21 protein-coding genes and 1 tRNA gene are annotated in these 23,856 nt (G+C 75.8%); 11 read left to right on the forward strand and 11 right to left on the reverse strand.

Going from position 1 to position 23,856, the window contains the following annotated elements; all coding sequences use genetic code 11:
• Positions 1-41: 41 nt before the first annotated feature.
• Together ACFVSN_RS36755 and ACFVSN_RS36760 are read right to left on the reverse strand one after the other, a co-directional pair.
• Complete coding sequence (locus ACFVSN_RS36755) at positions 42-2,837, reverse strand: penicillin acylase family protein (protein WP_387957765.1); 2,796 nt, start codon at positions 2,835-2,837, stop codon at positions 42-44.
• 113 nt (positions 2,838-2,950) lie between these two features.
• A complete protein-coding gene (locus ACFVSN_RS36760) occupies positions 2,951-3,679 on the reverse strand; it encodes a hypothetical protein (RefSeq protein ID WP_387957768.1) in 729 nt (242 codons plus the stop codon).
• 393 nt (positions 3,680-4,072) lie between these two features.
• On the opposite strand from ACFVSN_RS36760, the gene ACFVSN_RS36765 reads away from it, so the two are divergent.
• Positions 4,073-4,372 carry a hypothetical protein gene (locus tag ACFVSN_RS36765; protein ID WP_387957770.1) on the forward strand — a complete coding sequence of 100 codons (300 nt, stop codon included), beginning with the start codon at positions 4,073-4,075 and terminating at the stop codon, positions 4,370-4,372.
• A gap of 67 nt (positions 4,373-4,439) precedes the next feature.
• Here the strand turns inward: ACFVSN_RS36765 and ACFVSN_RS36770 are convergent, their stop codons facing one another.
• Positions 4,440-4,754 (reverse strand): hypothetical protein, encoded by a 315-nt coding sequence (locus ACFVSN_RS36770; RefSeq protein WP_380496819.1) that lies wholly within the window; start codon positions 4,752-4,754, stop codon positions 4,440-4,442.
• A gap of 167 nt (positions 4,755-4,921) precedes the next feature.
• Entirely contained in the window at positions 4,922-5,758 is an 837-nt protein-coding gene (locus ACFVSN_RS36775; RefSeq protein WP_387957772.1) for a hypothetical protein, read from the reverse strand.
• A gap of 255 nt (positions 5,759-6,013) precedes the next feature.
• Here ACFVSN_RS36775 and ACFVSN_RS36780 point away from each other — a divergent pair.
• From ACFVSN_RS36780 to ACFVSN_RS36800, 5 genes are all read left to right on the forward strand, one after another.
• Positions 6,014-6,090, forward strand: a tRNA-Arg gene (locus ACFVSN_RS36780).
• Positions 6,090-8,309 (forward strand): hypothetical protein, encoded by a 2,220-nt coding sequence (locus ACFVSN_RS36785; RefSeq protein ID WP_387957774.1) that lies wholly within the window; start codon positions 6,090-6,092, stop codon positions 8,307-8,309. The genes ACFVSN_RS36780 and ACFVSN_RS36785 overlap by 1 nt, the downstream gene beginning before the upstream one ends.
• Positions 8,310-8,417: 108 nt before the next feature.
• The gene (locus ACFVSN_RS36790; RefSeq protein WP_387957776.1) at positions 8,418-9,851 is read left to right on the forward strand and encodes a hypothetical protein; all 1,434 of its coding nucleotides are present in this window, start codon (positions 8,418-8,420) and stop codon (positions 9,849-9,851) included.
• Between the two features lie 38 nt (positions 9,852-9,889).
• Entirely contained in the window at positions 9,890-10,216 is a 327-nt protein-coding gene (locus ACFVSN_RS36795) for a hypothetical protein (RefSeq protein WP_387957778.1), read from the forward strand.
• Between the two features lie 81 nt (positions 10,217-10,297).
• Positions 10,298-10,453, forward strand: coding sequence for a hypothetical protein (locus ACFVSN_RS36800; RefSeq protein WP_387957780.1), 156 nt, complete (start codon positions 10,298-10,300; stop codon positions 10,451-10,453).
• A 99-nt stretch (positions 10,454-10,552) separates the two neighbouring features.
• On the opposite strand, the gene ACFVSN_RS36805 is transcribed toward ACFVSN_RS36800, so the two are convergent.
• Positions 10,553-10,936 carry a hypothetical protein gene (locus ACFVSN_RS36805; protein WP_387957782.1) on the reverse strand — a complete coding sequence of 128 codons (384 nt, stop codon included), beginning with the start codon at positions 10,934-10,936 and terminating at the stop codon, positions 10,553-10,555.
• A 61-nt stretch (positions 10,937-10,997) separates the two neighbouring features.
• On the opposite strand from ACFVSN_RS36805, the gene ACFVSN_RS36810 reads away from it, so the two are divergent.
• Together ACFVSN_RS36810 and ACFVSN_RS36815 are read left to right on the forward strand one after the other, a co-directional pair.
• A complete protein-coding gene (locus ACFVSN_RS36810; RefSeq protein ID WP_387957784.1) occupies positions 10,998-15,722 on the forward strand; it encodes a hypothetical protein in 4,725 nt (1,574 codons plus the stop codon).
• Positions 15,719-15,898: a hypothetical protein gene (locus ACFVSN_RS36815; RefSeq protein WP_387957786.1), complete on the forward strand. Its 180-nt coding sequence runs from the start codon at positions 15,719-15,721 to the stop codon at positions 15,896-15,898. Before ACFVSN_RS36810 ends, ACFVSN_RS36815 begins: the two co-directional genes overlap by 4 nt.
• A gap of 63 nt (positions 15,899-15,961) precedes the next feature.
• On the opposite strand, the gene ACFVSN_RS36820 is transcribed toward ACFVSN_RS36815, so the two are convergent.
• The 4 genes from ACFVSN_RS36820 to ACFVSN_RS36835 are packed head-to-tail and all read right to left on the reverse strand — an operon-like array spanning position 15,962 to position 18,948.
• A complete protein-coding gene (locus ACFVSN_RS36820) occupies positions 15,962-16,825 on the reverse strand; it encodes a biotin-dependent carboxyltransferase family protein (protein WP_387957788.1) in 864 nt (287 codons plus the stop codon).
• Between the two features lie 10 nt (positions 16,826-16,835).
• Positions 16,836-17,459 (reverse strand): allophanate hydrolase subunit 1, encoded by a 624-nt coding sequence (locus ACFVSN_RS36825; protein WP_380443354.1) that lies wholly within the window; start codon positions 17,457-17,459, stop codon positions 16,836-16,838.
• Positions 17,456-18,262 (reverse strand): LamB/YcsF family protein, encoded by an 807-nt coding sequence (locus tag ACFVSN_RS36830; RefSeq protein WP_387957790.1) that lies wholly within the window; start codon positions 18,260-18,262, stop codon positions 17,456-17,458. The genes ACFVSN_RS36825 and ACFVSN_RS36830 overlap by 4 nt, the downstream gene beginning before the upstream one ends.
• A complete protein-coding gene (locus ACFVSN_RS36835; RefSeq protein WP_380443358.1) occupies positions 18,259-18,948 on the reverse strand; it encodes a GntR family transcriptional regulator in 690 nt (229 codons plus the stop codon). The genes ACFVSN_RS36830 and ACFVSN_RS36835 overlap by 4 nt, the downstream gene beginning before the upstream one ends.
• Positions 18,949-19,107: 159 nt before the next feature.
• On the opposite strand from ACFVSN_RS36835, the gene ACFVSN_RS36840 reads away from it, so the two are divergent.
• From ACFVSN_RS36840 to pcp, 3 genes are read left to right on the forward strand one after another with little or no spacing between them, the layout of a single operon-like run.
• The gene (locus tag ACFVSN_RS36840) at positions 19,108-19,830 is read left to right on the forward strand and encodes a DUF969 domain-containing protein (RefSeq protein WP_387957792.1); all 723 of its coding nucleotides are present in this window, start codon (positions 19,108-19,110) and stop codon (positions 19,828-19,830) included.
• Positions 19,827-20,795: a DUF979 domain-containing protein gene (locus ACFVSN_RS36845; RefSeq protein WP_387957794.1), complete on the forward strand. Its 969-nt coding sequence runs from the start codon at positions 19,827-19,829 to the stop codon at positions 20,793-20,795. Before ACFVSN_RS36840 ends, ACFVSN_RS36845 begins: the two co-directional genes overlap by 4 nt.
• A 28-nt stretch (positions 20,796-20,823) precedes the next feature.
• Entirely contained in the window at positions 20,824-21,468 is a 645-nt protein-coding gene (gene pcp / locus ACFVSN_RS36850) for a pyroglutamyl-peptidase I (protein WP_387957796.1), read from the forward strand.
• Positions 21,469-21,525: 57 nt separating this feature from the next.
• Here the strand turns inward: pcp and ACFVSN_RS36855 are convergent, their stop codons facing one another.
• Both ACFVSN_RS36855 and ACFVSN_RS36860 read right to left on the reverse strand, forming a co-directional pair.
• The gene (locus ACFVSN_RS36855) at positions 21,526-22,542 is read right to left on the reverse strand and encodes an SDR family NAD(P)-dependent oxidoreductase (RefSeq protein ID WP_387957799.1); all 1,017 of its coding nucleotides are present in this window, start codon (positions 22,540-22,542) and stop codon (positions 21,526-21,528) included.
• A gap of 52 nt (positions 22,543-22,594) precedes the next feature.
• Positions 22,595-23,800 carry a glycosyltransferase gene (locus tag ACFVSN_RS36860; RefSeq protein WP_387957801.1) on the reverse strand — a complete coding sequence of 402 codons (1,206 nt, stop codon included), beginning with the start codon at positions 23,798-23,800 and terminating at the stop codon, positions 22,595-22,597.
• Positions 23,801-23,856 lie beyond the last annotated feature (56 nt).

Here is a 23,856-nt window from a genome sequence, read left to right on the forward strand (position 1 = left end):
CGCTTCTCGTCAATCCGACGAGAAGCGGGGTCCCGGTGCGCCTAGCGGTGGCTGGGGAACTGCACCACCTGCTGGTAGGTCGGGCGGTTCTGCCAGGTGGTCTTGGCGTCGGTGACGCCGCCGAGCGGGCGCTGGATGACGGTGTCGGCACACCACTGGTCGCCGGCCGCGCAGTCGCCGTCGCCCGGGTAGACCTGGGCCGGGCTCTGGGCGGCCGCCTGCTTGAGGGTGTTCAGCAGGACGGTCCGGCAGGCCGCGAGGTCGCCGCCGCCGCAGAACGGGCGGGCCAGCGGGCCCGCGACGCCGTCGCCGAGGACGGCGCGCAGGTCCTTGTCCAGGTAGCTCCACCAGCCGTACTGGAACGACGAACCCTTGTGCGGGATCGCCTCGTTGGCGCTGACCGGGCCACTGCCGCCGCTGCGGCCCGAGGGCGACTCGTCGATCTGCAGCGCCCCGGTGAGCGCGGTGAACAGCTGGTCGCCCAGGCCCGGGCGCATCACGCCGTCGGCCAGCAGCGGCCACCACGCGTCCATCACGCGGATCGCGTCCGCGTCCGCGTACGCCCCGCTGCCGGGCGAACTCTCGTGCCGCGTACCGCCGTCGGCCAGCCACGCCTCCAGGTTCTGCAGCGCCGCCAGGGCGGCGGGGTCGGTGACGGGGGCGCTGCGCAGCACGCGGATCAGGTCGGGCAGGACGTCCTCGGCGCGCAGGTCGGTCAGGGCCGCGCCCTCCATGGCCCGGGTGAGGGCGACCCGGCTCACCTTCCCCTGCTGCACCAGGGACTTGACGCGGGCGTCCAGCAGGTTGGCGCGGTGCACCGAGCCGTTGCCGAAGCCGGCCGCCGTGTAGCCGGTGGCCTGCTTGTTGTTCCACGAGACGTAGTAGTCCTGGTTCACGGACTGCGGGTGCTCGGCCGGCGGGGTGTAGCGGGCGGTGTTGCCCGCCGGGTCGAAGTCGGCCCACTCGTAGGCGGGTTGGGCGAGCACGGGCAGGCCAGGGTCGACGCCGGGGGCGCGCACCGGGTTGGACCCGGAGTTGTAGTAGGCGATGTCGCGCGAGTCGGCGTAGAACCAGTTGAACGTGTAGTTGATGTCCTGCGCCGCCTGCTGGAAGCTCGCCGCGTCGTGCACCGCCGCCGGGTCGTTGAACTCCTGGAAGCCGATGATGGAATCGGCCTCGTGCCGGTAGGTGGAGCGCAGCGAGGTGAACGCCACCGGCGCCCCGCCGACCGTGCCGCGGGCGCTCACCAGGCCGTAGTTCGTGCGGTAGGACACCAGCGTGTAGGAGCCGGCCGGGGTGGAGTCGGCGGTGGTCGGGCTCCACGCGTCCTTGCGCTCAAGGCGCTCGAACGGCGTACAAGTGCCGTGCCACAGGTAGGAGTTGGACGCGGTCGTCACCGGCGAGCCGTCGCTCGTGCACAGCGGCACGGCGTAGGTGTCGGTGATGTCCTGCCCGGCCGAGGTGGCGCTCCACGCGTAGTCCTGCCCGCGCCCGAGCTCCACGTAGAAGCTCAGGCCCGCGAACGCCGCGCCGCGCGCGCTGATGCCCGGGCCCTGCAGCTCCTCCAGCATGAGCAGCTGCGGCGCGAAGTAGCCGGTCTGCGGGCCGAACACCGCCACCGGGTGCCCGTCGTCGGTGTGCGCGCCGGAGACCAGCAGCGCGTTCGACATGCCGTGCTTCGCGCTGAGCAGGTTGCCCGGCAGCACGCCCTTGGCACCGGTGGCCGCCGACTGTGCGGACCCGGTGGCGTCGTAGACCTCCGGCTCGCTCACCACCGATCCCGGGTCGGGCATCGCGACGCCCCGCGGGTCGTCGGGCACCGTCGCGTACGGGAACGTCTGCCCGTCGTGCAGGGTCTGGACGGCCTCCGGGTCCTCCGCCTCGCGCAGCGAGCGCCACACCGCGTCGCCGGCGTCCTTGCCGTAGCGCGCCTCGGCGGCCGACTTGACCTGCGCGGAGGCGAGTTCACCACCGCCGCCGGAGCCGAACAGCGCGCCGATGACGGAGGCGAGGGCCACGAGGTCGGTCAGGGTGAACGGCGCGATCGACCCGGCGTTGGTGATCGGGTCCACGTGCCCCGTCAGGTCGTACTCGCCCGGGAACGTCCGGGAGTCGTACGCCTGCTGGATGTACTTGTTGATCCCGTCGAGGTACGCGGAGGCGTCCGCCAGCGCCTGCGCCGCCCGCCCGCCGCGCGAGGACAGCACGTCGATCTGCTGCTGCAGCTCGGCCTCGGTGTACGGCGCCGCGCGCCAGAACGTCTGCTCCAGCTGCCGGTTGGCCGCCGCGCCGCCCGCGAAACCGGACAGCTCGCCGCGCCCGACGTGCCGGAACAGGTCCATCACCCACAGCCGGTCCTGCGCGGCCGCGTAGCCCGCGCCGAACTCGGTGCCGTACCGGGTGGTGCCGGTCACGTGCGGCACGCCGGTCGCCTTGTCGCGCACGATCGTCACGTCGGAACGCGGACTGGCCGTGCTCGCGACCTGGTCCGCCGGCACGCCGAACGACGCGTCGTTGAAGAAGCTCCGCAGCCCGGCCTCCGTCAGGCCCGGGTAGCCGGAGGCGAGCGAGGCGTACGGGCCGAGCTGGTCGTCGGTGTGGGCCGGGCGGGTGCCGAAGACCCGGTTCAGCAGGATCTCGGCGAGCGTGGCGTTGCCGTTCTCGCCGGGCGGCAGGATGTCGTTGCAGCGGCCCGCGCAGTAGTCGCCCGCCGCCGCGGTGGCGGGCGCGGCGGCGGTGGGGGTGGTGGCGAGCGCGGGCACGAGGAGCAGCGCCACCGCCAGTACGGCGGCGAGCAGCCGGGGGAGGGGTAGGGGGACGTGGGGGCGTCGGGGCACGTCGAGCTCCTGGGTGGGAAGCTGCGGGGGCCTCGACGGTAAGGGTGTTACCGGCCGGTTTTCTAGGGGCGTGCATGCCACTTCACCGTTTTCCCAAGCGGCCTGACGTGGTGTCAGTGCGGGGACACCGTCTCCGTCAGCACCAGGGGCACCGCCAGACGGTCCCCGATCAGCGCCGCCAGGCGCCGGGCCTCCGCCTCCGTGAAGCTCCCCGAGATCACCGCCTCGCCGCCCGTCACCGCCGAGGCGACGTACGGGTGCGACACCACCGCGCCGTCCAGCACGATCGCGAACTGGTTCGCCGGCGACTGCTGCGCCGCCAGCCGACCCGTCACGTCCGCGAACTCCTGCGCCCCGCGGGCGTCGAACGTCAGGTGGACCTGCCACCCGCCCCCGTTCTGCGTGTCCTCGGCCGCCTTCGCCGCCGACACGTCCGTGCCGTTCACCGCCACCGGCCCCAGTGCGAACCCGTACCAGATCCCGTTCTCCGCGGCGTACCCGCACGCCACGGCCGGCTTGCCGGAGGCCGACTGACGGTCCGTCCGCTGCGCGGCGTCCGAACAGTCCGGCAGCTGGAGCGTCGTGGTGGGGTCGGCCGACACCGCCCCCTGCGCCGACGCGCCGTTCGGCAGGGACGGCGCGTACGCCAGGACCGGACGGAACCCGAGGTGCCCCTGCTGCGCGAGCGCCGCGAGCTGCTCTCGCGTCGCCCCGGCGGCCGACAGCGACACCGCCGAACCCCTGACCTCCACCTTCGGCGCCAGCCCCATCGCCTGCGCCCGGCGCCGCAACTGGTCCGCGACCTGCTGCACTTCGGCGGGGGAGGGGGAGCCCTGCAGCATGTACGTGGCCGTCGGCGTCAGGCCGCCGGCGCCGCTTGGTCCGCTGCTCGCTGTCGCTGTCGCTGTCGCTGTCGCCGTTGCCGTTGCCGTCGCCGTTGCTGTCGCCGTCGGTCCGGGGGCCGTCGGCCCGGCCGTCCCGCCGCCCGCCCCCGTACAGCCGCCGAGCAGCACCGCACACGCCGCCGCCACCAGGACCCCCACGCCACCACGCGTCGCATTCATGCCGCACAGTGTCGACCCAACAACCCTGAGCACCAGCCGACTTGACCCTTCCGTAACCGACCTGTCGCTCTTTGGCCGGGTTCGTTCACCACCGCCCCTGGGTACATTCGGGCGAAAGGTGCCGGACACCGGCACGGGCGGGGGAGTCGGAAGGCCGGGGCAGTGCTGATCGTGCTCGTTCTGTTCGTCGCGGGCGTCGGCCTGCTGCTGCTCGGCGTCCACAAGCTGCACGCCGCGGTGCCCACCTGCTACGGCAAACCCATGTCGCCCGGCGACGTCTGCGAGCCCCACACCACCGGCTCGTTCTCCGAGGGCATGCCCGGACCCCAGACCTCCACCTACCGCGAGCAGCTGGACAACCTCACCAGCGGCGGCTGGACGGCGATCGTCATCGGCGCGGTCCTGCTCGCGCTCGCCGTCGTGCTCGCGATCTCCTTCACCGCCTCCACCCTCCGCGAGCGCGGCGACTGATCCCTCGGCCGCCGCGGGTGCGCGCAACGCTGCCCGGCCTGCGCGCACCCCGTCCCCCGTCGGCGGCTCAGCCCTCCTCCCACCACACGCTCGGCGGGTTGGTGGCCTTCTGCAGCCCGTCGCCGCTGTTGCAGCGCGCGAACGAGAAGTCGCCCCGGTTCACCCACGGCCCCTCGACGCTGTACGGCACGCCCGCGTGCACGCAGCCGATGACCACGTGGGACACGTCGTACCCGGGACACATCGTCGACCCGCTGTTCCCGGTCCACTGCCGGTAGCACGGCGGCATGGCGTCCGCCGTCCCCGCGCCGACGAACTGCACCCCCGCCACGCCGACGAGCATCAGCCCGGCCGACACCACCCCGGCGACCCTGCTGCGCACACCCATCCCGATCCCCATCCCCATTCCCGGACGCCTCCGCTGAAAGAGCTGAAATGAACGGACTGGGGAACACGATGCATCCTGGCTGATAGCCCGTCAATGCCGCCGACACTCCTGGCATATACCCGTTCCAGTCTCGCGCGGCGGTTAGGGGAAGGCCGGCCTCGTCAGTGCACCTGTGAGGCCACGAAACCGTTCAAGTCCGTGAGCGCCGCGGAGAGTTGGCCAGCGCTCAGCTTCTGCCCCATCACGCTGCCGGCGAGGAAGTAGCCGAGGGTCGCCTGGCAGGTGCTCGCCGCTCCCGGCCCGGGCACCGCGCAGCCGACCGACTGCGCCGTCCCGCCGGTGCCCGCGAGGGTGACCAGGGCGAACACCTGCCCCGGCGGCGTCCCGGCCGGCGCCTGCCCGCTCGCGGCGAGGTTCGGCTCCCGCGTGCCGGCCGGGACGGACACCGCCGCCGCGTACAGGTTCGGGTCCCCGGTGCGCACGGCGTGCACGACGTCGGCGGCCTGGCGCGGCGGCGCCAGGCACTGCCCGCCCCGCGCGGCCTGCGGGACGAACGGACAGGCCAGGTCGACGTCGGTCTGCACGCCGCCGCTGTCGAACACGGCCTGCACGAGCCCGGAGTACGAGGCGCCGAGCGGATCGGCCGCGTGCGGGCCCGGGTGGACGTACACCTGCTCGCCGCCGTCCGCGGCGAAGAACACGACGTCGCACGTCCAGCCGCCGGGCGCGACCACGTACTGCGCGTCACCGGGGTAGCGGGCGCCGAACACCGCCGCGCCCGGCGGCAGGTTCACCCCGTCCGGGAGCGTCACCTGCGCCGCGAGCGCCTTGAGCGGCGGCAGCCCGGGCCCGGTCGACTCGTCCGGACACGCCTGCACCGTCACCGTCCGTGGCCCGTCACTCCCGGCCGCCGCCGCCGGCGCGGCCCCGCAGACGGCGGCCGCCAACCCCGCCGCCGCCATGACGACCCCCGCTCGCGAACCGATCGTGCGACGCATGCGCGCACCTCCCTGGGCGTGCGGGGCAAGCCATACCGTCAGGCTAGATCCGCCCGCGCGGCGGCGCTCGGCGGCTACGCTCCGTCACTCCGGGAGCGTCGGAGGGGGAAAGTTGGGACGAGACCTAAAGCTGTCATTTAGGGTTACTGTTCGTCACTCCGCGTTGGGTCGAAGCGTGCGACGGGGGAGTTCTGACCAGCCGGAATATCCGCTTGCACCGCCGCCGCCCGCCCTCGTAAGGTCTGGCCGCAGCGACGACGTGTAGCTCAGCGAGACAGAGCACCAGGCTTCGGTCCTGGAGGGCGCGGGGGCAGGGCCCGCCACGTCGGCCATGGACACCAACGCTGATCAGCAGCCGTCAGGGGCCCTCGCCACGGGCGCCGTCTCCACCGACTATGCCCACGGGCAGCTGGCCCGCGCCTTCGTCACCGCCGCCGCCCACCCCGACCCGGCCACCCGCGCCCGCGCCGAACAGCGCGCGGCCGGCTGGCGCGAGGTGCTGGCCGGCCTGCGGGCGGGCACCCTCGCCATCGGCTCGCGCACCCCCGCCGCCGACCTGCCCGCCTGGGTCACCCCCGAGGTCCTGCACGGCGGCTTCGCCACCGGCCGCGCCCGCGCCGAAGGCCCCCTCCAGCCCCACGAGGCCGACGCCTGCCGCCGCGCCGGCATCCCCGAAGGCCGCGCCGAACTCTTCGCACACTCCCTCACCGAGCCCGGACTCGCCCACCTCTGGCACCTGCTCGACACCGGCCGCTACCGCATCACCGTGCCCGAGGAGGCCGCGCTGCTCACCGTGGCCTGGCTGGTCCGCGCGGGCGAGCAGCGGGCCGCGCTCGACCTCGTCGACGTCCTGCGGCCCTTCGCCGCCCGCCTGCGCTTCACCCCGCAGCCCGGTGACGCCCCGTCGGCCGCGCCGGACGCCGTCCACCGCCGCACCGCCGGCGAGGCCTCGGCCGCCCTCGCCCGCCGCACCCCCAACCGCGCGGTGGAGGCCCAGCGCGAGGCCCTCACCGTCTGGGCGCCCTTCGCCGACGACCTGCTCACCCACTGGCTGGCCGCCGACGGCAGCCCGGTGCCGGACGGCCAGACCCCCGACGGCCAGACCCCCGACGGGCCGTGGCACCGCCGCGGCGCCGAACTCCTCCTGCGCTACCGCACCCTCGCCGCCGCCCACCCCCTGTGCGGCAAGCACCGCAACCCCCGCGAGAACCTCGCCGTCCTGCGCACCGCACTCGAACTGACCGTCACCGGCCGGCAGTTGGACCCCCGCGCCCGGGGCCGGCTGCGCCACGCCGTCGACGCGATGGTGCGCCGCCGCGGCCTTCCCGGCTCCGCGGAGCACACCACCCTGCGCCGCGCCCAGGCCCGCCAGGCCGCCCAGCCCTCCCACCATGCCGTCGCCCGGCTGCTCATCGCCCGCCTCGCCGACCACCCCCGGCACGACGGCCTGGCCGACCCCCAGGCCCTCCTCGCCCCGGTCACCGAGGCCGAGAGCACCGCTCTTCCGGCCGGCACCACGGTCCCGCCCGCCCTCCACAAGCCCGTCCTCGCCGCCACCAGCGCCCCCGTCGAAACCCTCATCGCCCGCGGCCTGGTGCCCTCCGCCGAAGTCCTCGCCGAACTCGCGCCCCAGCTCGCCGCCGTCACCGAGGCCTCCGCCCACCCCGACCCGGCCCTGCGCGCCCTCACCGCCGCCGGCCACAAGGCGTTCGCGGGCCGCCGCTCCCTGCTCCTGCTCCACTACGCCCGCCAGGTCCGCGCCGACGAACTCCCCTGGAACCTCGCCGTGCGCCCGCACCGCACCACCGACGCCATCACCCGCGACGCCCACCTCGCCACGCTGCACCGCCTCGGCGCCCTGGCCGTCGCGACGTTCCCCGGCACGCTCCTGCCCAACCCGCTGCTCGGCGAACTGTCCGCGCTCGCCCGCGAGGCCGGCATCGACCTGCCCTTCGTGGAGGAACTGGCCGCCGACATCTTCATGGGCGGCTTTAGCCCCAAGTACCTCCAGGCCGCCCGCATCGCCGCCGAACTCCTCGAAGGATCCCTCTACGAGCGGTACTTCGGCATCGACTACGCCTCCGTCTACGCGATGGACGACACCTGGCAGTTCTCCGCCCTGTGCACCCGTCGGGCCGGGCGCACCGGCGCGCCCTGGTCGGTGACGGGCAACGGCGCCGTCATCGAACAGGCCCAGATCCTCACCACCCACAACCTCGCCACCCTCGCCGGGCCCGGCGCCCTCACCCCGCCCGAGGGCTGGGACGTCCTCGCCGAACGCGCCTTCACCACCGCCTGCGGCCTCGCCTCCCACGGCCTCACCACCCGCACCGCCCGCCGCAGCGCCGCCTTCGCGTGGCGCCAGATGCTCTTCCACCTCTCCCTGTGCCCGCCCCGCACCCGCGCGGCCGCCCTGGACGCCCTCACCGCCCGCCCCCACCCCGCAGCCCTCACCGACGCCGTCGCCGACCTCACCCACCTCGCCCTCGGCGCGGCACCCGTACACACCCCGCTCCTGGGCTGGACCTCCGGCGAGCGGTCCGGGGCCTGACGCCCGACCAGCCACGCGGCCCGACGCCCTACCACCCCGGCCGCCCACGCGGGCGGGCCCGGCGAAAACCACGCGGCGCCCGCCAGGCGCCTGTTACGGTCCGCTGCCATGGCAGTCGACGCGGCGGACGAATACACCCGGAATGTCGAGGCACTGGCCCGGCGCTTCGACGTCGGCTGCCTGGTGGCGCTGCTGCCCCGCGCCCACCGGGCCGCCGCCCTCGCCGAACTCGTCGACGCCGACCCCGACTTCTTCTTCCTCGGCCACGACCACCCGCCCACCGTGACCGACAGCGCCGTCACCGACGCCACCCCGGCCGTGCGCCGCGCCCTGGCCCGCACCGTCCGCAACCCGCAGGCCCAGCAACGCCTGGCCGACCTCGACGACGCCGGCATCGACGCGCGCCTGGCCGACAACCCGTCCCTGACCTACCCGGTCGAATGCCGGCTGCGGCTGCGCCGCCCCGCCGTCGTCGCCGCCGGCAGCGGCTACCGCCCGGAGCACCACCGCGCCGCCCTGACCTCCCGCGACCCCGACCTCGCCGCCGCCGCCCTGACCGACCGCCGCACCTACCGCTGGGGCGACCCGATCCCGCCCACCGTCTGGGCCGACGCCTGGCGCACCGTGCGCCTGGCCGGCGGCCCCGGCCGGGTCCGGCAGGTCCTGGCCGCCCTGCCGCCCGGCGCCGACCTCGACGAGGCGACCCGCCGGATCGCCGAAGCCTGCGCCCAACCCGACCCCGAGCCCTTCCTCACCAGCGCCGAGGACCGCCTCACCGGCACCGGCGCCCTGCTGCGCCGCCTGCGCGGGATCCGAGCCGCACCCGACGCCCCCCGCGGCCGGGCGATCCTCGCCGAGCCCTACCGGGTGGACTGGGCGCTGGTCGCGTCGGCCGGCCTGTCCCGCCGCCTGCCGCGCCTGGCGGCGCGGCTGCTCGCCCACCACTCCGACTGCCCGCCCGACGTCGCCCGCGTCCTGCTCACCGGCCGCCCCGCCCCGCGACACCTGCCCGCCCCCGGGCCCGCAGCTCCCGGGCCCGCCGTTCCCGCACCCCGCGCGGACGGACCGCCGCCGTCCGCGTACCACCGCCGCCCGCCCGTCCTCGGCCCCCTCGATGCGGCGGACCCGCTCGCCGTCCTGGCCGCCACCCCGATCGGCAAGGACGGCCTGGACATCCACCACGTGTGGTCCGCGATCGAACTGGGCCGGATCACCGCCCGGCAGGCCGTCGACCACGCCCGCCCGGCCTACGCCGTCGCCTGCCACGCCGGCCAGGCCTCCGCCTTCCACGCCGGCGCCCGGGAACCCGGCGGCGGCCGCGCCGCCCTGCACACCGCAGCCCTCGCCCACCTCGCCGAACACCTCGCCGCCCACCCGCCGGCACCGGGCCTGTGGCGCGAGGTCGACACCCTGATGCGCCCCTTCCCCGGCCCCCTCCCCGCCCTCCTGGCCGCCGCCGCGACCCGCGCCCGCACCGTGCCCCCGGCCGCGCGCTTCCGTCCGCGCCCCTGGTTGACGCCCGGGCCGCCGGGGGAGGCATAGCGGGACATCAACGCGCGCACGCACGGCAGGAGGCCGGGATGGACCCCGACATAGCGGCGATGACCAGGGCCGTGGGCGAGGCCAGGACACAGATCAGGGAGAACGCCCTGCCCCGCGCCCGCACGCGCCGCGCCGACGTCCCCCGGCCGGACGAGGCGGCCCTGCTCGGCGCACTCGCCGACCTGCTCGACACCGCGCGGGAACTGGCCGAGACCATCGGCCCCCGGATGACCACCCCCGACGCCCGCGCGTCCTACGGCTGGGCCGGGCGGCGCCTGCGCGAACAGGCCGAGAACCTGCGGGCCGACGAACGCAGACTCGCCGCCGACGCGGCGGACACGCAGGCCCCCACCGCCGCCGGCTGACCCGGACCCCGGGCAAACCACCAGTCGCCCTTTCGGGTGCCGAGGGGTTGGGCGGCGCCCGGCGGTGGCAGAACGCCGGGCATGACCATCCACACCGCGTCCCCGCGCCCCCGCCGCCGCCCCTACCAGCGCCCGGCCTGCTGCCGGACCTGGCACACCGAGCACCTCCTGCCCGACGGCACCCCCGTGCGCACGACCTGGCACCAGCCCGCCTGCCAGGCCCGGCCCGCCCGGTGACAGTCCGCCGGCCCGAACCCTTCCGCCCCGGCGCCACGAGTCCAGGGCGTGTCCTTCGGGCCCGCCTGGGCGCCGGACCGTGACTGGCTGCTGCCCGAACTACCGCTCGCCGCCCGTGACTTCGGGCAGGACGCGGACGGCTGAGGCGATCAGCGCCACCAGGTTCGGCGTCCAGCAGTCCGCCTCCTTGGTCGCGACCTCCGCGCCGCAGCCCGCGCAGACGAGGTTCGGCCCGTCCAGGCCGTCGGGCCCGCAACACCCGTTGCGCCGCCCGCTGTCGGGGTGCCGGCGGGCACCCGGCACGTCGTCGGGATGCAGGACGAACACCGCCCCGTCCCGCCCGGCCGAGAACGTGCCCCGCGCCATCCGCGGCCTGCCGATCCGGTGCCGGGCCGCCCGCTGCCCGCCATCGGCGGCGGGCCGGGCCTCGCGGAGCGCGCCGGTCAGCGGGTTGTCGCAGGTCACACAGGCGAAGACGGTCACCGGCCCCATTGTGCCTGCCCCCTCGCAGGCGCTGTCACAGGCCCGTGCGACGATCCGGAGCATGATCGCCCCGCTGGAATCCCTCCTGCCCGCCACCACCGCCGACGCGTACGCCTCGACCACGTACGCCGACTGGGCCGCCGCCCACGACCCCGGCGCGGCCGCTGCCACGCGCGAGGCGGTCGAGGAGATGAACGGCCAGTTCAACCGGTACTGGGAGAAGCCCGGCGGATTCGTCGACCTGATGGCACGCCGGGCCCGGCGGCTGCCGCCCGCACACCTGCCGTGGTTCTGGGACACCGTCGGCCACCGCCTGCTGCGCAACGGCATCCGCGCCGCCGCCCGCGCCTACGTCGCCGCCCGCGCGGCCGAGTCCGCCCACGGCCTGCCCGTCGACCCCGGCTACCGGCGGGCCAACGCCCTGCTGTTCGCCGGGTGCGGCGCCCTGCCCGCCAAGGAACTCGCCGCCCACCAGCGCTTCCTCGCCGAAACGCTGGACCCGGCCGCCGCCCACACCGCCCTCGACGAGCTGCTCACCGCCTGGGCGGCCTCGCCCGCCGAGCTGCCCGCCGACCTGGTCCGCCGCGCCCGCGCCTCCGCCAAGGCCGCCGGACACGGCGACGGCGAGGCCGCCCGGATGGCCGGCGCGATCCTCGCCACCGCACGGGACAAGGCCCTCCCGGCCGCCCTGTTCAACGACGCCGCGCCGCTCCTGAACGCCCATCCGCCCACCGGCGCGCACCTCGCCGCCCTCGTGGAGCTCTTCCCGTCCGGCACCACCGACGGCGGCGCCTGGCTGCGGCTGCTGATCGCCTGCGGCGCGGTGCGGGCGATGGCCGAGGGCCGGGTCGTCCCGGAAGGCGGCCTGCACCGCTGGCTCGGGCACTTCGCCCACATGTACCAGTACGCGCGCCAGTCCGGCGGCGGCGTCGCCCGCCAGCGGCTCCCGTCCGAACTCCTCGACACGGTGGGTCGGTTCGGGCCCCGCCTGCGGGCCGGCGGCAGCGCCGTGACGCTCCACACCACCCGCTACCACTGGCAGGGCCTGGACGCCGACCTCCTCGACGCCTGCCTCGCCGCCCGGGTGCCCGTCACCGACCCCGGCCCCGAGACGCGCCTGCGCTTCTGGGGCGAGGACTCCCGCCGCGACCTCGCCGCCCTCGCCGCCGACCCCGTCTTCGGCCCCCGCCTGGAAGGCACCGTCCACGCCGGCCTGCTCCCGCACCACGGGTCCGCCCGCCGCCGCGCCGGCACCGCGATCACCCTGCTGCCGGGCAACGAGGGCATCGCCCAGGAGGTCGCCGCCCGCGTCGCCCGCCTCCTCGACACCGTCGCCGGCGGCGGCATGGCCGGAGCCGAGGAAGCCGTCACCGAACTGGAGACCGTCCTCGACCGCCCCACCGTCACCGCCCTCGCCGGCCTCACCGACGCCCTAGCCGAGGCCGGTACCGCCGGCGCCCTGCGACGCTCCCTGGCCGCCGGACTGCCGGAGGAACTGGCCTGGCCCGCCCTGGAGTCGGTCCGCGCCGAATTCGAGGCGCAAACGGACGGGGCCGACGGCTCGACCGGCATCGAGGGCATCACCTGCACCTGGCCCGTCCTGACCGTCTTCAACCGCGAACGCGCCGTCGCCGTCGACCCCGACGGCATCCGCGCCACCTGCCGCTTCACCGTCCCCGACGGCGCCACCCTCTTCGCCGCCCACTACGTCGGCGGCTCCTTCCTCATCAGCTGGACCCTCAAGCCCAGCCCCTACCACTGCGACACCGCCGTCTGGGCCGACCACCCCGACACCCCCTTCACCCCCGGCGAAGTCCGCGGCCTCGTCCCCTACGGCGGCAGCCTGGACGGCGCCTACGGCTTCCAGTTCGAGACCGCCGACGGCACCGGACGCCACAGCGGCGGACACGTGCTGCGCCCCGGCGACACCCACGGCATCGACGGCGACGAACTCCAGCTCGGCGACGGCACGCGGATCTGGACCAACGCCGTCTTCGGCGACCGCCCCTGGCGCCCCGTCGACCCCGCCACCGGCGAACCCCGCGACGAGACGCCCCTGCCCGCCTTCCCCGGCCGCCCCGCCGACCCCGCCCGGCCCGCCGAAACCGGCATGACCGTCTCCCACGAGGACCTCCAGCTCGCCCCGCTGCCCGACACCCTCACCACCTCCCCGCTCGGCAGCCGCGACGGACTCGTCGGCACCCGCGTCCTGTACCGCACCCGCCACCGCGACCACGCCCCCGACCACTTCCTCCTCGAAAGCGTCGACGGCCGCACCGCCCGCTTCGACATCGACCGCCCCGGCCAGACCCCCTGGGGCCTGTGGGCACCCCCGGAAGGCGCCGCCGAGGACGTCGTCCTCGCCGAATCCCAGACCCGCACCGGCGTCCGCGCCTACACCCCCGACGGCACCCTGCTGTGGGAACAGGACGGCCACGACACGCCCCGCCGCTCCCGCGGCACCCCCACCCGGGCCGTCACCGTCTGCGGCGGCAGCGCCCTGCCGCCCGCCTACTGGTACCTGCTGCGCACCCGCGACCGGGCCGCCTCCCGCGCCCTGCGCGCCGTCACCCGCCCCGCCGCCGACGCCCTGCTCGCCGCCGCCTCCGACGGCCCCGGCGCGCTGCGCGCCGCCGTCGCCCGCGAACTGCCCGCCGTCACCGACCCGGTGCTGGTCGAGGCGGTCGCCGCGGTCACCCTGCGGGCCGCCCGGGTGGAGGAGCGCCGCCTCGCCCTGCACCGGCGGGTCGCGATCCTCGCCGAGACCCCACCCGTCCTGCCGCGCCGCTCCGCGCCCGACACCGAGCTGATGCCCGCCCTGTTCGGGCTGCTCCCGGAGGGCCCCGGGCGGGCCGACGTCCCGCCCACACCCCTGCCCGCCACCCTGGGTGCGCTCGCCGCCGACGGCGCCCACCTCGCGGGCGCCATCGGCGAGGAGGTCCGCCGCCTCTCGCCGCCCGCGCCCCCGCACGAGTGGCCGCAGCTGCTGGGCGCGATCGACGCCGCTGCCTGGCGGGCCGTGATCGCCCCCACGCCCGGGGCCGAACGCGCAGCCCTGCTGGCCCTGTTGGACACCTGGGCCGACCAGCCGTTCGCCCGCGCGGGCAGCCACTGGTGGGCGGGGCGCACGGACACCGCGACCCTGGCCCGCCTGCGCGCGGACGGCCTCGCGGTGGCGTCGGCGCGCGTACGGGCGCAGGGCACGTCGCAGCACTGGTTCGTCACCGGCGCGGACTCGGCGCTCGCGCAGCCCGTCCCCGCCGCCCGGCTCGTGCGCATCGACCGCGACGACGCCGCCCGCCTGCACGCCCTCGTCGCCGCCGTCGAGACGGCAGGGCCGCTCCCGCTGTCCGAGGCGGCGGTCGCGCGCTTCGCCGAACTCGCCGGAGTGCGGCGGCCGCTGGCGCGTCTGGTGCTCGCCGGCCTGCCCGCCCGCCCCGGCCGGGACGACCATCGCGCCCTCGTCACCAAAGCCCCGTACAAGGCCACCCCGATGACCGCCGACACCTACGGCAAGCTGTGCCGGCGCCTGGGCGACGAGGGCCGCCGGGCCGTCCTGGCCGCGGCCCTGCCCGAGGACCCGGCCGACCTGTGGCGCCCCGGCGGCGTCGAGGCGGCCGCGGAGCGGATGGCCGCCGCGTGGTGCGAGCGCCTCGGCGCCCTGCCCGCCGTCGACGACGAGGCCGCCGACGCGCTGGAGAGCGACGTGGGACTCTCCGAGGTCTGGGCCCGCCGCCTGACCGGCGGCTACGCGGCCGCTGCCGACACGGCGGTGGAGGCGGTCGGCTGGGAGCTCGCAGCCGCCCCGTACGGGAGCGGCGTGGAGGTGCGGGCCGTCCCGCCGGGCGGCCCCGCCCTGCCCTACGGCACCCCGGTGGGCCTCGACCTGCGGCAGGCCGCGAGCGCCCTCGTGTGGGCGTGGACGGACCGCCCGGTCGGCGATCCGGCGGTGGCCGGTGCGTTCCACCTGTACGAGCGCCTGCGCGCCGAACTCGACCGCCCGGAGCTGCTGTTGGCGATGGGCCGGGCCGCGGTCAAGGACACCCCCGAAGGCCTGGCGCAGCGCTTCGGCCCCGAGCGCCTGCCGGTGGCCGAAGGCCGCCGCAAGGACACCGACGCCCCCCTTCCCGTCGCCTACGACTTCGGCCCGCTCGTCGTCAGCGCGCCCAGCGGCCAGGCCTTCCTGCGCCCGGCCGCGCTCAGCGACCCGCAGGCCCGCCGGACCGTACGAGAAATCCCGGAACTGGCAGCCGAGTTGAACGTCCTCATGCCCTACCTGCCCGGCGGCGGCCTGGAGCGCATGATGCACCGGGCCCGCACCACCCCCGTCCCGGCGGGCGCCTACGAAGCCGACCCGCGGCACTCCTGCCCCGACCTCGTCGCCCACGCCGCCCGCCACCTCGACGTCGGCCCCGACGCGGCTGCCCTCTACCTCCAGCTCGCCACGCTGGCCGCCCCCACCGACCGCAACGTCCGCCGCTGGAACGCCTGGACGGCCAAACAGCACACCGCAGCCCGCACCGAACTCCTGGCCACCGGCACCGTCACCGAAGCCAAACGCCCCCGCGCCGGCCGCACCCTCTTCCTCCCCGGCGAGTGGACCGACCTCAAGTCCCCCCACCTGCCCCTGGAAACCCCGAAGCTCGCCACCCACACCGTCCGCCCCCTGTGGGGCAACGAAATCCACGCCCCCTTCCCCCGCATCCAACCCCCGCTTCCACTGCACGAGTTGTTCACCACGACGTGGACCGCCATCCACGGCGCCCCCGCCGGCAGCGCCCCGTGAGCGGCCAGGACCCGGCGGGAGCCCTCGGCCGCCTCGGCGACCTCATGGGCGACCCGGGCCGCCCACCCGTCGAGGTGCGCTGGGAGGGGGCCGTCGAGCGGATCGGCGTCCAGCTCCCCTCGGACTTCCGCGCGTTCGTGGAGCGCTACGGCCGAGTCCGGCACCACGACGACTGAACGGTCCGGTGGTGGCCGTTGCGGAGCTGCTGGCCGTGCGGGGCGGCGGGCTCACCGCCGAACTCACCGCCGGCGTCGTACCGCTGTGAAGCGGACCGGGGTGCCGGGGGCGGCCTGGGCGGCGGCGGGTAGGGCGGCGGCGGGGACGACGCCGATGACGGGGTAGCCGCCGGTGGTGGGGTGGTCGGCGAGGAAGACCACCGGGCGGCCGTCCGGCGGGACCTGGACGGCGCCCAGGACCATGCCCTCGCTGGGGAGTTCGCCTTCACGGGCGCGCTCCAGCGGCGGGCCGTCCACGCGCAGGCCGATCCGGTTGCTGGTGGGGGAGACGCGGTAGCCGGAACCGGTGAGGACGGCCAGGGAGCGCTCGGTGAACCAGTCGTCGCGCGGGCCGATCAGCACCGGCAGGAGCAGCGGGTCGGGCGCGGCGGGGGAGGCGACCACGTCCGCCCCGGCCGCCGGGCCGCACGGCGTGCCGAGCGCCAGCTCGTCCCCGACGGCCAGGGGCGCGGGGCCCAGCCCCGACAGCAGGTCGGTGGAGCGGCTGCCGAGCACGGGGGTGACGGCCAGTCCGCCCGCGAACGCCACGTAGCTGCGCACGCCGGACGTGGCCGCGCCGACCTCCAGCAGCGCCCCGGCGGGCACCCGCACCGGCGCGGCCCACGCGGCGGGCCGTCCGTCGACGCGGACGGCGCACGGCGCGCCGGTGACGGCCACCGTCACGGCGCGCCGGGCGCGCACCGCGCAGCCGAGCACGGTCGTCTCCAGCGTGGCGGCCGTGGCGGGGTTGCCGACCAGGCGGTTGGCGAGGCGGTGGGCGGGCTGGTCGAGGGCGCCGGAGCGGGGCACGCCCAGGTGCGCGTGGCCGGGGCGGCCGAGGTCCTGGACGGTCGTCAGCAGGCCGGTGCTCACAACGGTTACGGTCATGCTTCCTTGATCACGCGTCCTCGATGACGAAGCGGACCCGGGTGCCCGGGCTGAACAGGGCGGCGCGCTCGCGGGAGGGGTCCCACAGCACGGCGTCGGTGTGCCCGATCAGCTGCCAGCCGCCGGGGGAGGGGCGCGGGTAGGCGCCGGTGTACGGTCCGGCGAGGGCGATCGAGCCGGCCGGGACGGCGGGGCGCGGGACGGCCCGGCGCGGTACCCGGTAGCGCTCGGGCAGGCCGGTGAGGTAGCCGAAGCCGGGGGCGAAGCCGCTGAAGGCGACGCGGAACTCGGTCGCGGAGTGGATGCGCGCGACCTCGTCCTCGGCGACGCCCCACAGCGCGGCGACCTCGGCGAGGTCCGCGCCGTCGTAGCGCACCGGGACGGTCACCGTCTCGTCGGACGTCGCCCGCAGCGGCGGCACGTGCCAGCCGGTGAGTTCGGCGGCCAGGGCGTCGGGGTCGGCGACGCCGTCGAGCAGGACGGTCCGTTCGGCGGGCACGACCTCGGCGACGGGCGGGAGCACGGACGCGGCGCGCCGGCGCTGGAGTTCGGCGTGGAAGGCGGCGGTCTCCTCGGCGCCGTCGAGCTCGACCAGCAGCGCGTCCTGGCCGACCCGCAGGACTCGTGTGCTCACGCGAACGCCTCCACCCGGACTCCGGCCGCCCGCAGGGCCGTTCGGACCCGGCGGGCGAGGTCCGCGGCGCCGGGGGTGTCGCCGTGCACGCACAGGGAGCGGGCCCGCAGCCGGACGCGTTCGCCCGTGCGTGCGGTGACCTCGCCGTCGCGGGCGATGGCGACCGAGCGGCGGACGACGGCGTCCGCCTCGTGCACGACGGCGCCGGGTTCGCGGCGCGGGACGAGCGTGCCGTGCGGGGTGTAGGCGCGGTCGGCGAACGCCTCGGCGACCACCGGCAGTTCGGCCCGCCCGGCGGCCTCGTGCAGTCGCGAACCGGGCAGGCCGAGGACGGGAAGGCCCGGCGCGGCCAGGTGGACGCCCCGGACCACCGCCTGGGCCTGCTCCTCGTCGTGCACCGTCCGGTTGTACAGCGCGCCGTGCGGTTTGACGTACGCGACACGCGCCCCGGCCGCCTGCGCGAACACCTGCAACGCCCCGATCTGGTAGGCGACTTCGTTCGCCAGTTCGTCCGGCGGCACGTCCATCGCGCGGCGCCCGAAGCCGGCGAGGTCCCGGTAGGAGACCTGCGCGCCGATCCGCACGCCCCGCTCGGCGGCCAGCGCGCACACCCGCCGCATGGTGGACGGGTCCCCGGCGTGGAAGCCGCAGGCGACGTTGGCGCTGGTGACCACCGACAGCAGCGCCTCGTCGTCGGTGAGGGTCCAGCGCCCGAAGCCCTCGCCGAGGTCGGCGTTGAGGTCGATCACCGTCGAATGCCCGGCGTTGAGGTCGATCACCGTCGGATCGGGCGGCGGCGTCACCTCACGCCCCCCGTCATCGCCCGGATGATCACCGCGCGCGCGTCGTTCAGGTACCGGGTCAGCTCGACCTCGGCGTCGTCGATCTCGCCCGACTCCAGCAGCCCGGTGAGCGTCTGGTTGCGCCGCAGGAACGGCGCGTGCAGCTCGCGCGCCGAGGGGACGGCGGCGAAGGCCAGGCGCAGCTCGGCGACCAGGCGCGCCATGCACTCGTCGATCCGCTCGCTGCCGGCGAGCCCGGCGACGGCCAGGTGGAAGTGCAGGTCGGCGGTGCCGACGGTGACCCAGTCGCCGAGCGCCTCGGCGCCCTCGGCCCGGGCGAGCGCGGCCCGCACCGCGGCCAGGCGCTCGGGCGCGGCGCTGTGCAGGGCGCGCACGCCGGCCGTCTCCAGGGCCAGGCGCAGCGTGTAGATGTCGGCGACGTCGGCCGGGTTGAGGATCCGGACGAACACGCCGCGGTTCAGCTCGTGTACGACCAGCCGCTGGTCGGCCAGCAGCCGGAACGCCTCGCGCAGCGTGTTGCGCGAGACGGCGAGCGCGTCGCCGAGGGCCTCCTCCGACAGTCGGGTGCCGGGGGCGAGCCGGCCCTCGGTGATGTGGTCGCGCAGCACGTCGGCCACCCGCTGGGCGGCGCTGGCGCGTTCGATCCGGCTCCGGTCGGCCGCGAGTGCGTCGAAAACCCCGGTCACGTTCCACCTCCTGAACTCTTGTCGGATTGTTCCACAATCCCCTAGCCTCTCGGCAACCCCCGAACGGTCGCGGCCCACCCAGCCGGGACCTCCTCCGCCCGCGGCGCCCCAGGCGGCCACCCACAGGGGCGGAGGCCCCTCTGAAAGGCGGTCAGGAACATGATCGTTCTGATCGGCATCCTCGTCGTGGTGGCCGGGTTCGCCACCCGGCGAAATCCGCTCCTCGTCGTCGGCGCCGCCGGCGTCGTCACCGGACTCCTGGGCGGGATGAGCCCGATGAAGGTCCTGGAGGCCTTCGGCACGGGCTTCGCCTCCAGCCGCTCGGTGACCCTCTTCGCCGTCACCCTGCCCGTGATCGGCCTCCTGGAGCGCCACGGCCTGCAGGAGCAGGCCCGCACCCTGATGAACAAGCTCGCCAGGGTCAGCGCCGGACGCCTGCTCGCCGTCTACCTGGTGGTGCGCCAGCTCGCTGCCGCCCTCGGCCTCACCGGCCTCGGCGGGCCCGCCCAGGCCGTGCGCCCGATGATCGCGCCGATGGCCGAGGCCGCCGCCGAGCGCCGCCACGGCACCCTGACCGAACGGGCCCGCGAACGCCTGCGCTCCTTCGCCGCCAGCGCCGACACCGTCGGCCTGTTCTTCGGCGAGGACTGCTTCCTCGCCGTCGGCTCGATCCTCCTGATCACCGGCTTCGTCAACGCGACCTACCACACCGACCTGGAGCCGGTGCAGCTCGCGCTGTGGGCCATCCCCACCGCGGTCTGCGCCACCCTCGTCCACGGCGCCCGCCTGCTGCGCCTGGACGCCACCCTCGCCCGGGACGTCCAGGGCGCCCCCGCGGCCGACGAGGCTGCCGCCGCCCGCGTCGAGGAGAAGACGAAGTGATCAAGGTCGAGTGGCTGTACTGGCTGGTCGGGGCCGTCTTCCTCGCGATGGCCGCGCAGATGGCGGTGGACCGCACCAACCCCAAGCGCCACGGCAGCGCCGCCTTCTGGGGCCTGCTCGGCGCGAGCTTCGTCTACGGCAGCTGGGTCGCCGACAAGAGCGCGCCCGCGGCCCCGCTGGGCGCTGCCGTCCTGGCGATGATCTGCCTGGCCGGTTTCGGCCTCACCGGCCGCGGCACCTCCACGGCCGCCGCCCCCGAGCAGCGGGCCGCCTCCGCCGCGCGCCTGGGCAGCAAGCTGTTCGTCCCCGCGCTCGCCCTGCCACTGGTCGCACTCGCCTGCGGCACGCTCCTCAAGGGCGTGCACCTGGGCGGGAGTCCACTGCTCCAGACCGGCAGCGAGACGCTCCTCGGGCTCGGCATCGGCTCCCTCGTCGCGCTCGGCATCGCCCTGCTGCTCACCCGCGAGCGCAACCCCGTCGTCGCCCTGCACTCCGGGCGCGGGCTGCTGGAGGCGATGGGCTGGTCGCTGCTGCTGCCCCAGCTCCTGGCCGTGCTGGGCTCGATCTTCCAGGCCGCCGGCGTCGGCGCCCAGGTCGGCAGGATCACCACCCACTTCCTGCCGGACGGCAGCAAGTACGCGGCGGTGGCGCTCTACTGCCTGGGCATGGCCCTGTTCACGATCATCATGGGCAACGCGTTCGCCGCCTTCCCGGTGATGACCGCCGCGATCGGCTGGCCGGTCCTCATCACCCAGCTGCACGGCCACCCGGGCGTCGTCCTGGCCGTGGGCATGCTGGCCGGCTTCTGCGGCACGCTCGTGACCCCGATGGCGGCCAACTTCAACCTCGTCCCGGCGGCGCTGCTCGAACTCAAGGACCAGTACGGGCCGATCAAGGCCCAGATCCCCACCGCGGGCGCGCTGCTGGTGTGCAACATCGCCATCATGTCGCTCTTCGCGTTCTGACCTGATCCCTTCTCGGAAAGGCCCGCCCATGACCAGGGTCCTGCTCACCGGCTTCGAACCGTTCGACGGCGCCGACGTCAACCCGTCCTGGGAGGTCGCCCGCCTCGTCGCCGCCGACCCGCCCGAGGGGCTGCTGGTCACCGCCGTCCGCCTGAGCTGCGTCTTCGGGCGGGCGGCCGAGGAACTGCGCGCCGCGGTGCGGGAGTGCGCCCCGGACCTGGTGGTCTGCCTGGGCCAGGCGGCGGGCCGCCCGGACGTCACCGTCGAGCGCGTCGCCATCAACGTCGACGACGCCCGCATCCCCGACAACGCGGGCGCCCGGCCCGTCGACGCGCCCGTCGTCCCCGGCGGCCCCGCCGCCTACTTCGCGACGCTGCCGGTCAAGGCCTGCGTGGCCGCCGTGCGGGCGGCGGGCCTGCCCGCCTCCCTCTCGCACACCGCCGGGACGTTCGTCTGCAACCACGTCTTCTACGCGCTGATGCACCTGCTCGCCACCGAACGCCCCGGCGTGCGCGGCGGGTTCGTCCACATACCCGCCCTGCCCGAGCAGGTCCTCGACCGCGCCCAGCCCTCCCTGCCGGCCGACGTCGTCGCCCACGCGCTGCACGCCCTGCTCACCGCCGCGGCCATCACCTCCGCCGACCTGCGCGTCCCGGAGGGGGCGACCCACTGAAAGCTCCTGTGTGGTGACGGACCTGACGACCCGTCACCACGTCACCAGCGGCCCCGGTCAGACCTGGTAGCGCTCCGGCGCGAGCAGGTGCAGGTGCTCGCCGACCCAGTCGGAGGTGCGGCGCAGCCCCTCGTCCAGGCCCACCAGCGGCTCCCAGCCCGCCAGTTCGCGCGCCTTGCGGTTGTCGGACAGCAGCCGCTCGACCTCGCTGCCGCCCGGGCGCAGCCGGCTCGGGTCGACGACGATCTCGGCGTCCCGGCCGGAGGCGACGATCAGCGCCTTGGCCAGGTCGCCGATCGACACCTCGCTGCCGGTACCGAGGTTGACGACCTCGCCGAGCGCGCGGCCGGCGCGGGCGACGGCCAGGAAGCCCTCCGCGGTGTCGGTCGCGTAGGTGAAGTCGCGGGTCGGGGTGGTCGAACCGAGCCTGATCTCCCGCGCACCGGAGTGGAGCTGGGCCAGCACGGTGGGGATCACCGCACGCGCCGACTGGCGCGGGCCGTAGGTGTTGAACGGACGCACCACCGCGACCGGCAGCTCGAAGGCGTGCCAGTAGGACAGCGCCATCATGTCCGCGCCGATCTTCGAGGCCGAGTACGGGGACTGCGGCTGCAGCGGGTGCCGCTCGTCGATCGGCGCGGTGATCGCCGTCCCGTACACCTCGCTGGTGGAGGTGTGCACCAGGCGGGCGCCGTGGCGCAGGCAGGCCGCGGCGACGTTCTGCGTGCCGACGACGTTGGTCTGCACGTACGCCTCGGGCGCCTGGTAGCTGTACGGGATGCCGATCAGCGCCGCGAGGTGGAAGACCGTGTCGCAGCCGGCGACCGCGTCCAGGACCCGGTTGGCGTCCCGCACGTCGCCCGCGACCATCTCCACCGCGCCGTCGGGGCCGGCCAGGTAGCGGGCGAGGTAGCCGCGCTCGGCGTACGGCTTGTAGTGCACCAGGGCCCGCACCCGGGCACCGCGCTCGACCAGCAGGTCGACCAGGGTGCTGCCGATGAAGCCCTCGGCGCCGGTGACCAGGACGGTCCGCCCGCTCCAGTCCTGCTGCACGGTGTCGTTGGGGTTGGTCATCACTGTCCTCCAGAGTTCTTCGGGTTTCAGAGCGGTGTTTCAGAGCGGTGCTTCAGAGCCCGTACGGGGCAGGGGCAGGGGCAGGGGCAGGGGCAGAGGCGGGTGCCGGCGCCCGCCCGATGACGCGCAGCACCTTCGCCGCGAGCAGGTCCGCGGCGACCGCGTGGTCACCCGGATCGGCCGCCGCCGCCATCGCCGCGAGCCGCCGCGGATCCGCGAGCAGCGGATCCACCAGCTCCGCCAGGCGCTCGCCGGTGCACTCCCCGTCCGCCAGCAGCAGACCGGCGCCCGCGTCCGAGAGCACCCGCGCGTTGTGCGTCTGGTGGTCGTGCGGCGCGTGCGGATAGGGCACCAGCACGGCCGGCATCCGCACGCTCGACAACTCGGCGACCGTCGCCGCGCCGGCCCGGCACACCATGAGGTCGGCCGCCGCGTACGCCAGGTCCATCCGGTCCAGGTAGGCGACCGCGTGCGCCACCGGGTTGCCCGCCAGCGCCGCCCGCACCTCGGGGAGCGCGGCCGGGCCGGTCTTGACCAGCAGCCGCCGGTCGGTGCGGTGACGCCAGCGCCCGGCCAGCTCGACGGCCGCCGCGGTCAGCCGCGCCGCCCCCAGACTGCCGCCGTTGAGCACCAGCAGCCCGGCGCCCTCCGGCACACCGAAGTGCCGCCGCGCCTCGGCCCGCAGCGCCGCCCGCTCCAGCCGGGCCACCGCCCCCACCAGCGGCATCCCGACCGTCTGCACCTCCCGCCCGGCCGGCAGGTGCTCCCGCGTGCGGTCGAAGGCGAGCGCCACGTGCGGGGTGAGCCGGGCGGCGAACCGGTTGGCCCGCCCGGGCACCGCGTTCGACTCGTGCACCACGCTCGGCAGCCCCGCCATCCGCGCGCCCACGATCACCGGCGCACTCGGATACCCGCCCATCCCCACCGCCACCTGCGCGCCCTGCTCCCGCAGGATCTCCCGGCACCGCCGGCCCGAGCGCAGCAGCGCCGCCGGCAACAGGTAGCGGCGCGGGCCCAGCGAAGCGTCGAACGGGATCATGTCGACCGTGTGCAGCCGGTGGCCCGCCTGCGGGATCAGCGTCGTCTCCAGACCGCGCTCGGTGCCCACGAAGGAGATCACCGCCCGTGGATCGGCCCGCCGCAGCGCCTCCGCCAGCGCCAGCCCCGGATAGATGTGCCCACCCGTGCCGCCCGCCCCGATCACCACCGACAGCGGCGGGAGCTCCTCGGCGGTCTCGTGTTCTGTCGTCGTCCACATGCCGACGAGCCTGCTCAGGCCGTCTAAGAGACTTCTCAGAGAGCATTTGAGAGGCT

The sequence above is a fragment of the Kitasatospora sp. NPDC057904 genome (genome assembly GCF_042887925.1).
In the GTDB taxonomy this organism is placed as follows: domain Bacteria; phylum Actinomycetota; class Actinomycetes; order Streptomycetales; family Streptomycetaceae; genus Kitasatospora.

What these genes read in the sequence shown, in the direction of transcription:
- pcp (WP_387957796.1), top strand. Translation starts at nt 20,824, where the DNA reads ATGACCAGGGTCCTGCTCACCGGCTTCGAACCGTTCGACGGCGCCGAC.
- ACFVSN_RS36800 (WP_387957780.1), top strand. Translation starts at nt 10,298, where the DNA reads ATGACCATCCACACCGCGTCCCCGCGCCCCCGCCGCCGCCCCTACCAG.
- ACFVSN_RS36775 (WP_387957772.1), bottom strand. Translation starts at nt 5,758, where the DNA reads ATGCGTCGCACGATCGGTTCGCGAGCGGGGGTCGTCATGGCGGCGGCG.
- ACFVSN_RS36840 (WP_387957792.1), top strand. Translation starts at nt 19,108, where the DNA reads ATGATCGTTCTGATCGGCATCCTCGTCGTGGTGGCCGGGTTCGCCACC.
- ACFVSN_RS36785 (WP_387957774.1), top strand. Translation starts at nt 6,090, where the DNA reads ATGGACACCAACGCTGATCAGCAGCCGTCAGGGGCCCTCGCCACGGGC.
- ACFVSN_RS36760 (WP_387957768.1), bottom strand. Translation starts at nt 3,679, where the DNA reads ATGCTGCAGGGCTCCCCCTCCCCCGCCGAAGTGCAGCAGGTCGCGGAC.
- ACFVSN_RS36810 (WP_387957784.1), top strand. Translation starts at nt 10,998, where the DNA reads ATGATCGCCCCGCTGGAATCCCTCCTGCCCGCCACCACCGCCGACGCG.
- ACFVSN_RS36790 (WP_387957776.1), top strand. Translation starts at nt 8,418, where the DNA reads ATGGCAGTCGACGCGGCGGACGAATACACCCGGAATGTCGAGGCACTG.
- ACFVSN_RS36795 (WP_387957778.1), top strand. Translation starts at nt 9,890, where the DNA reads ATGGACCCCGACATAGCGGCGATGACCAGGGCCGTGGGCGAGGCCAGG.
- ACFVSN_RS36860 (WP_387957801.1), bottom strand. Translation starts at nt 23,800, where the DNA reads ATGTGGACGACGACAGAACACGAGACCGCCGAGGAGCTCCCGCCGCTG.
- ACFVSN_RS36855 (WP_387957799.1), bottom strand. Translation starts at nt 22,542, where the DNA reads ATGACCAACCCCAACGACACCGTGCAGCAGGACTGGAGCGGGCGGACC.
- ACFVSN_RS36820 (WP_387957788.1), bottom strand. Translation starts at nt 16,825, where the DNA reads ATGACCGTAACCGTTGTGAGCACCGGCCTGCTGACGACCGTCCAGGAC.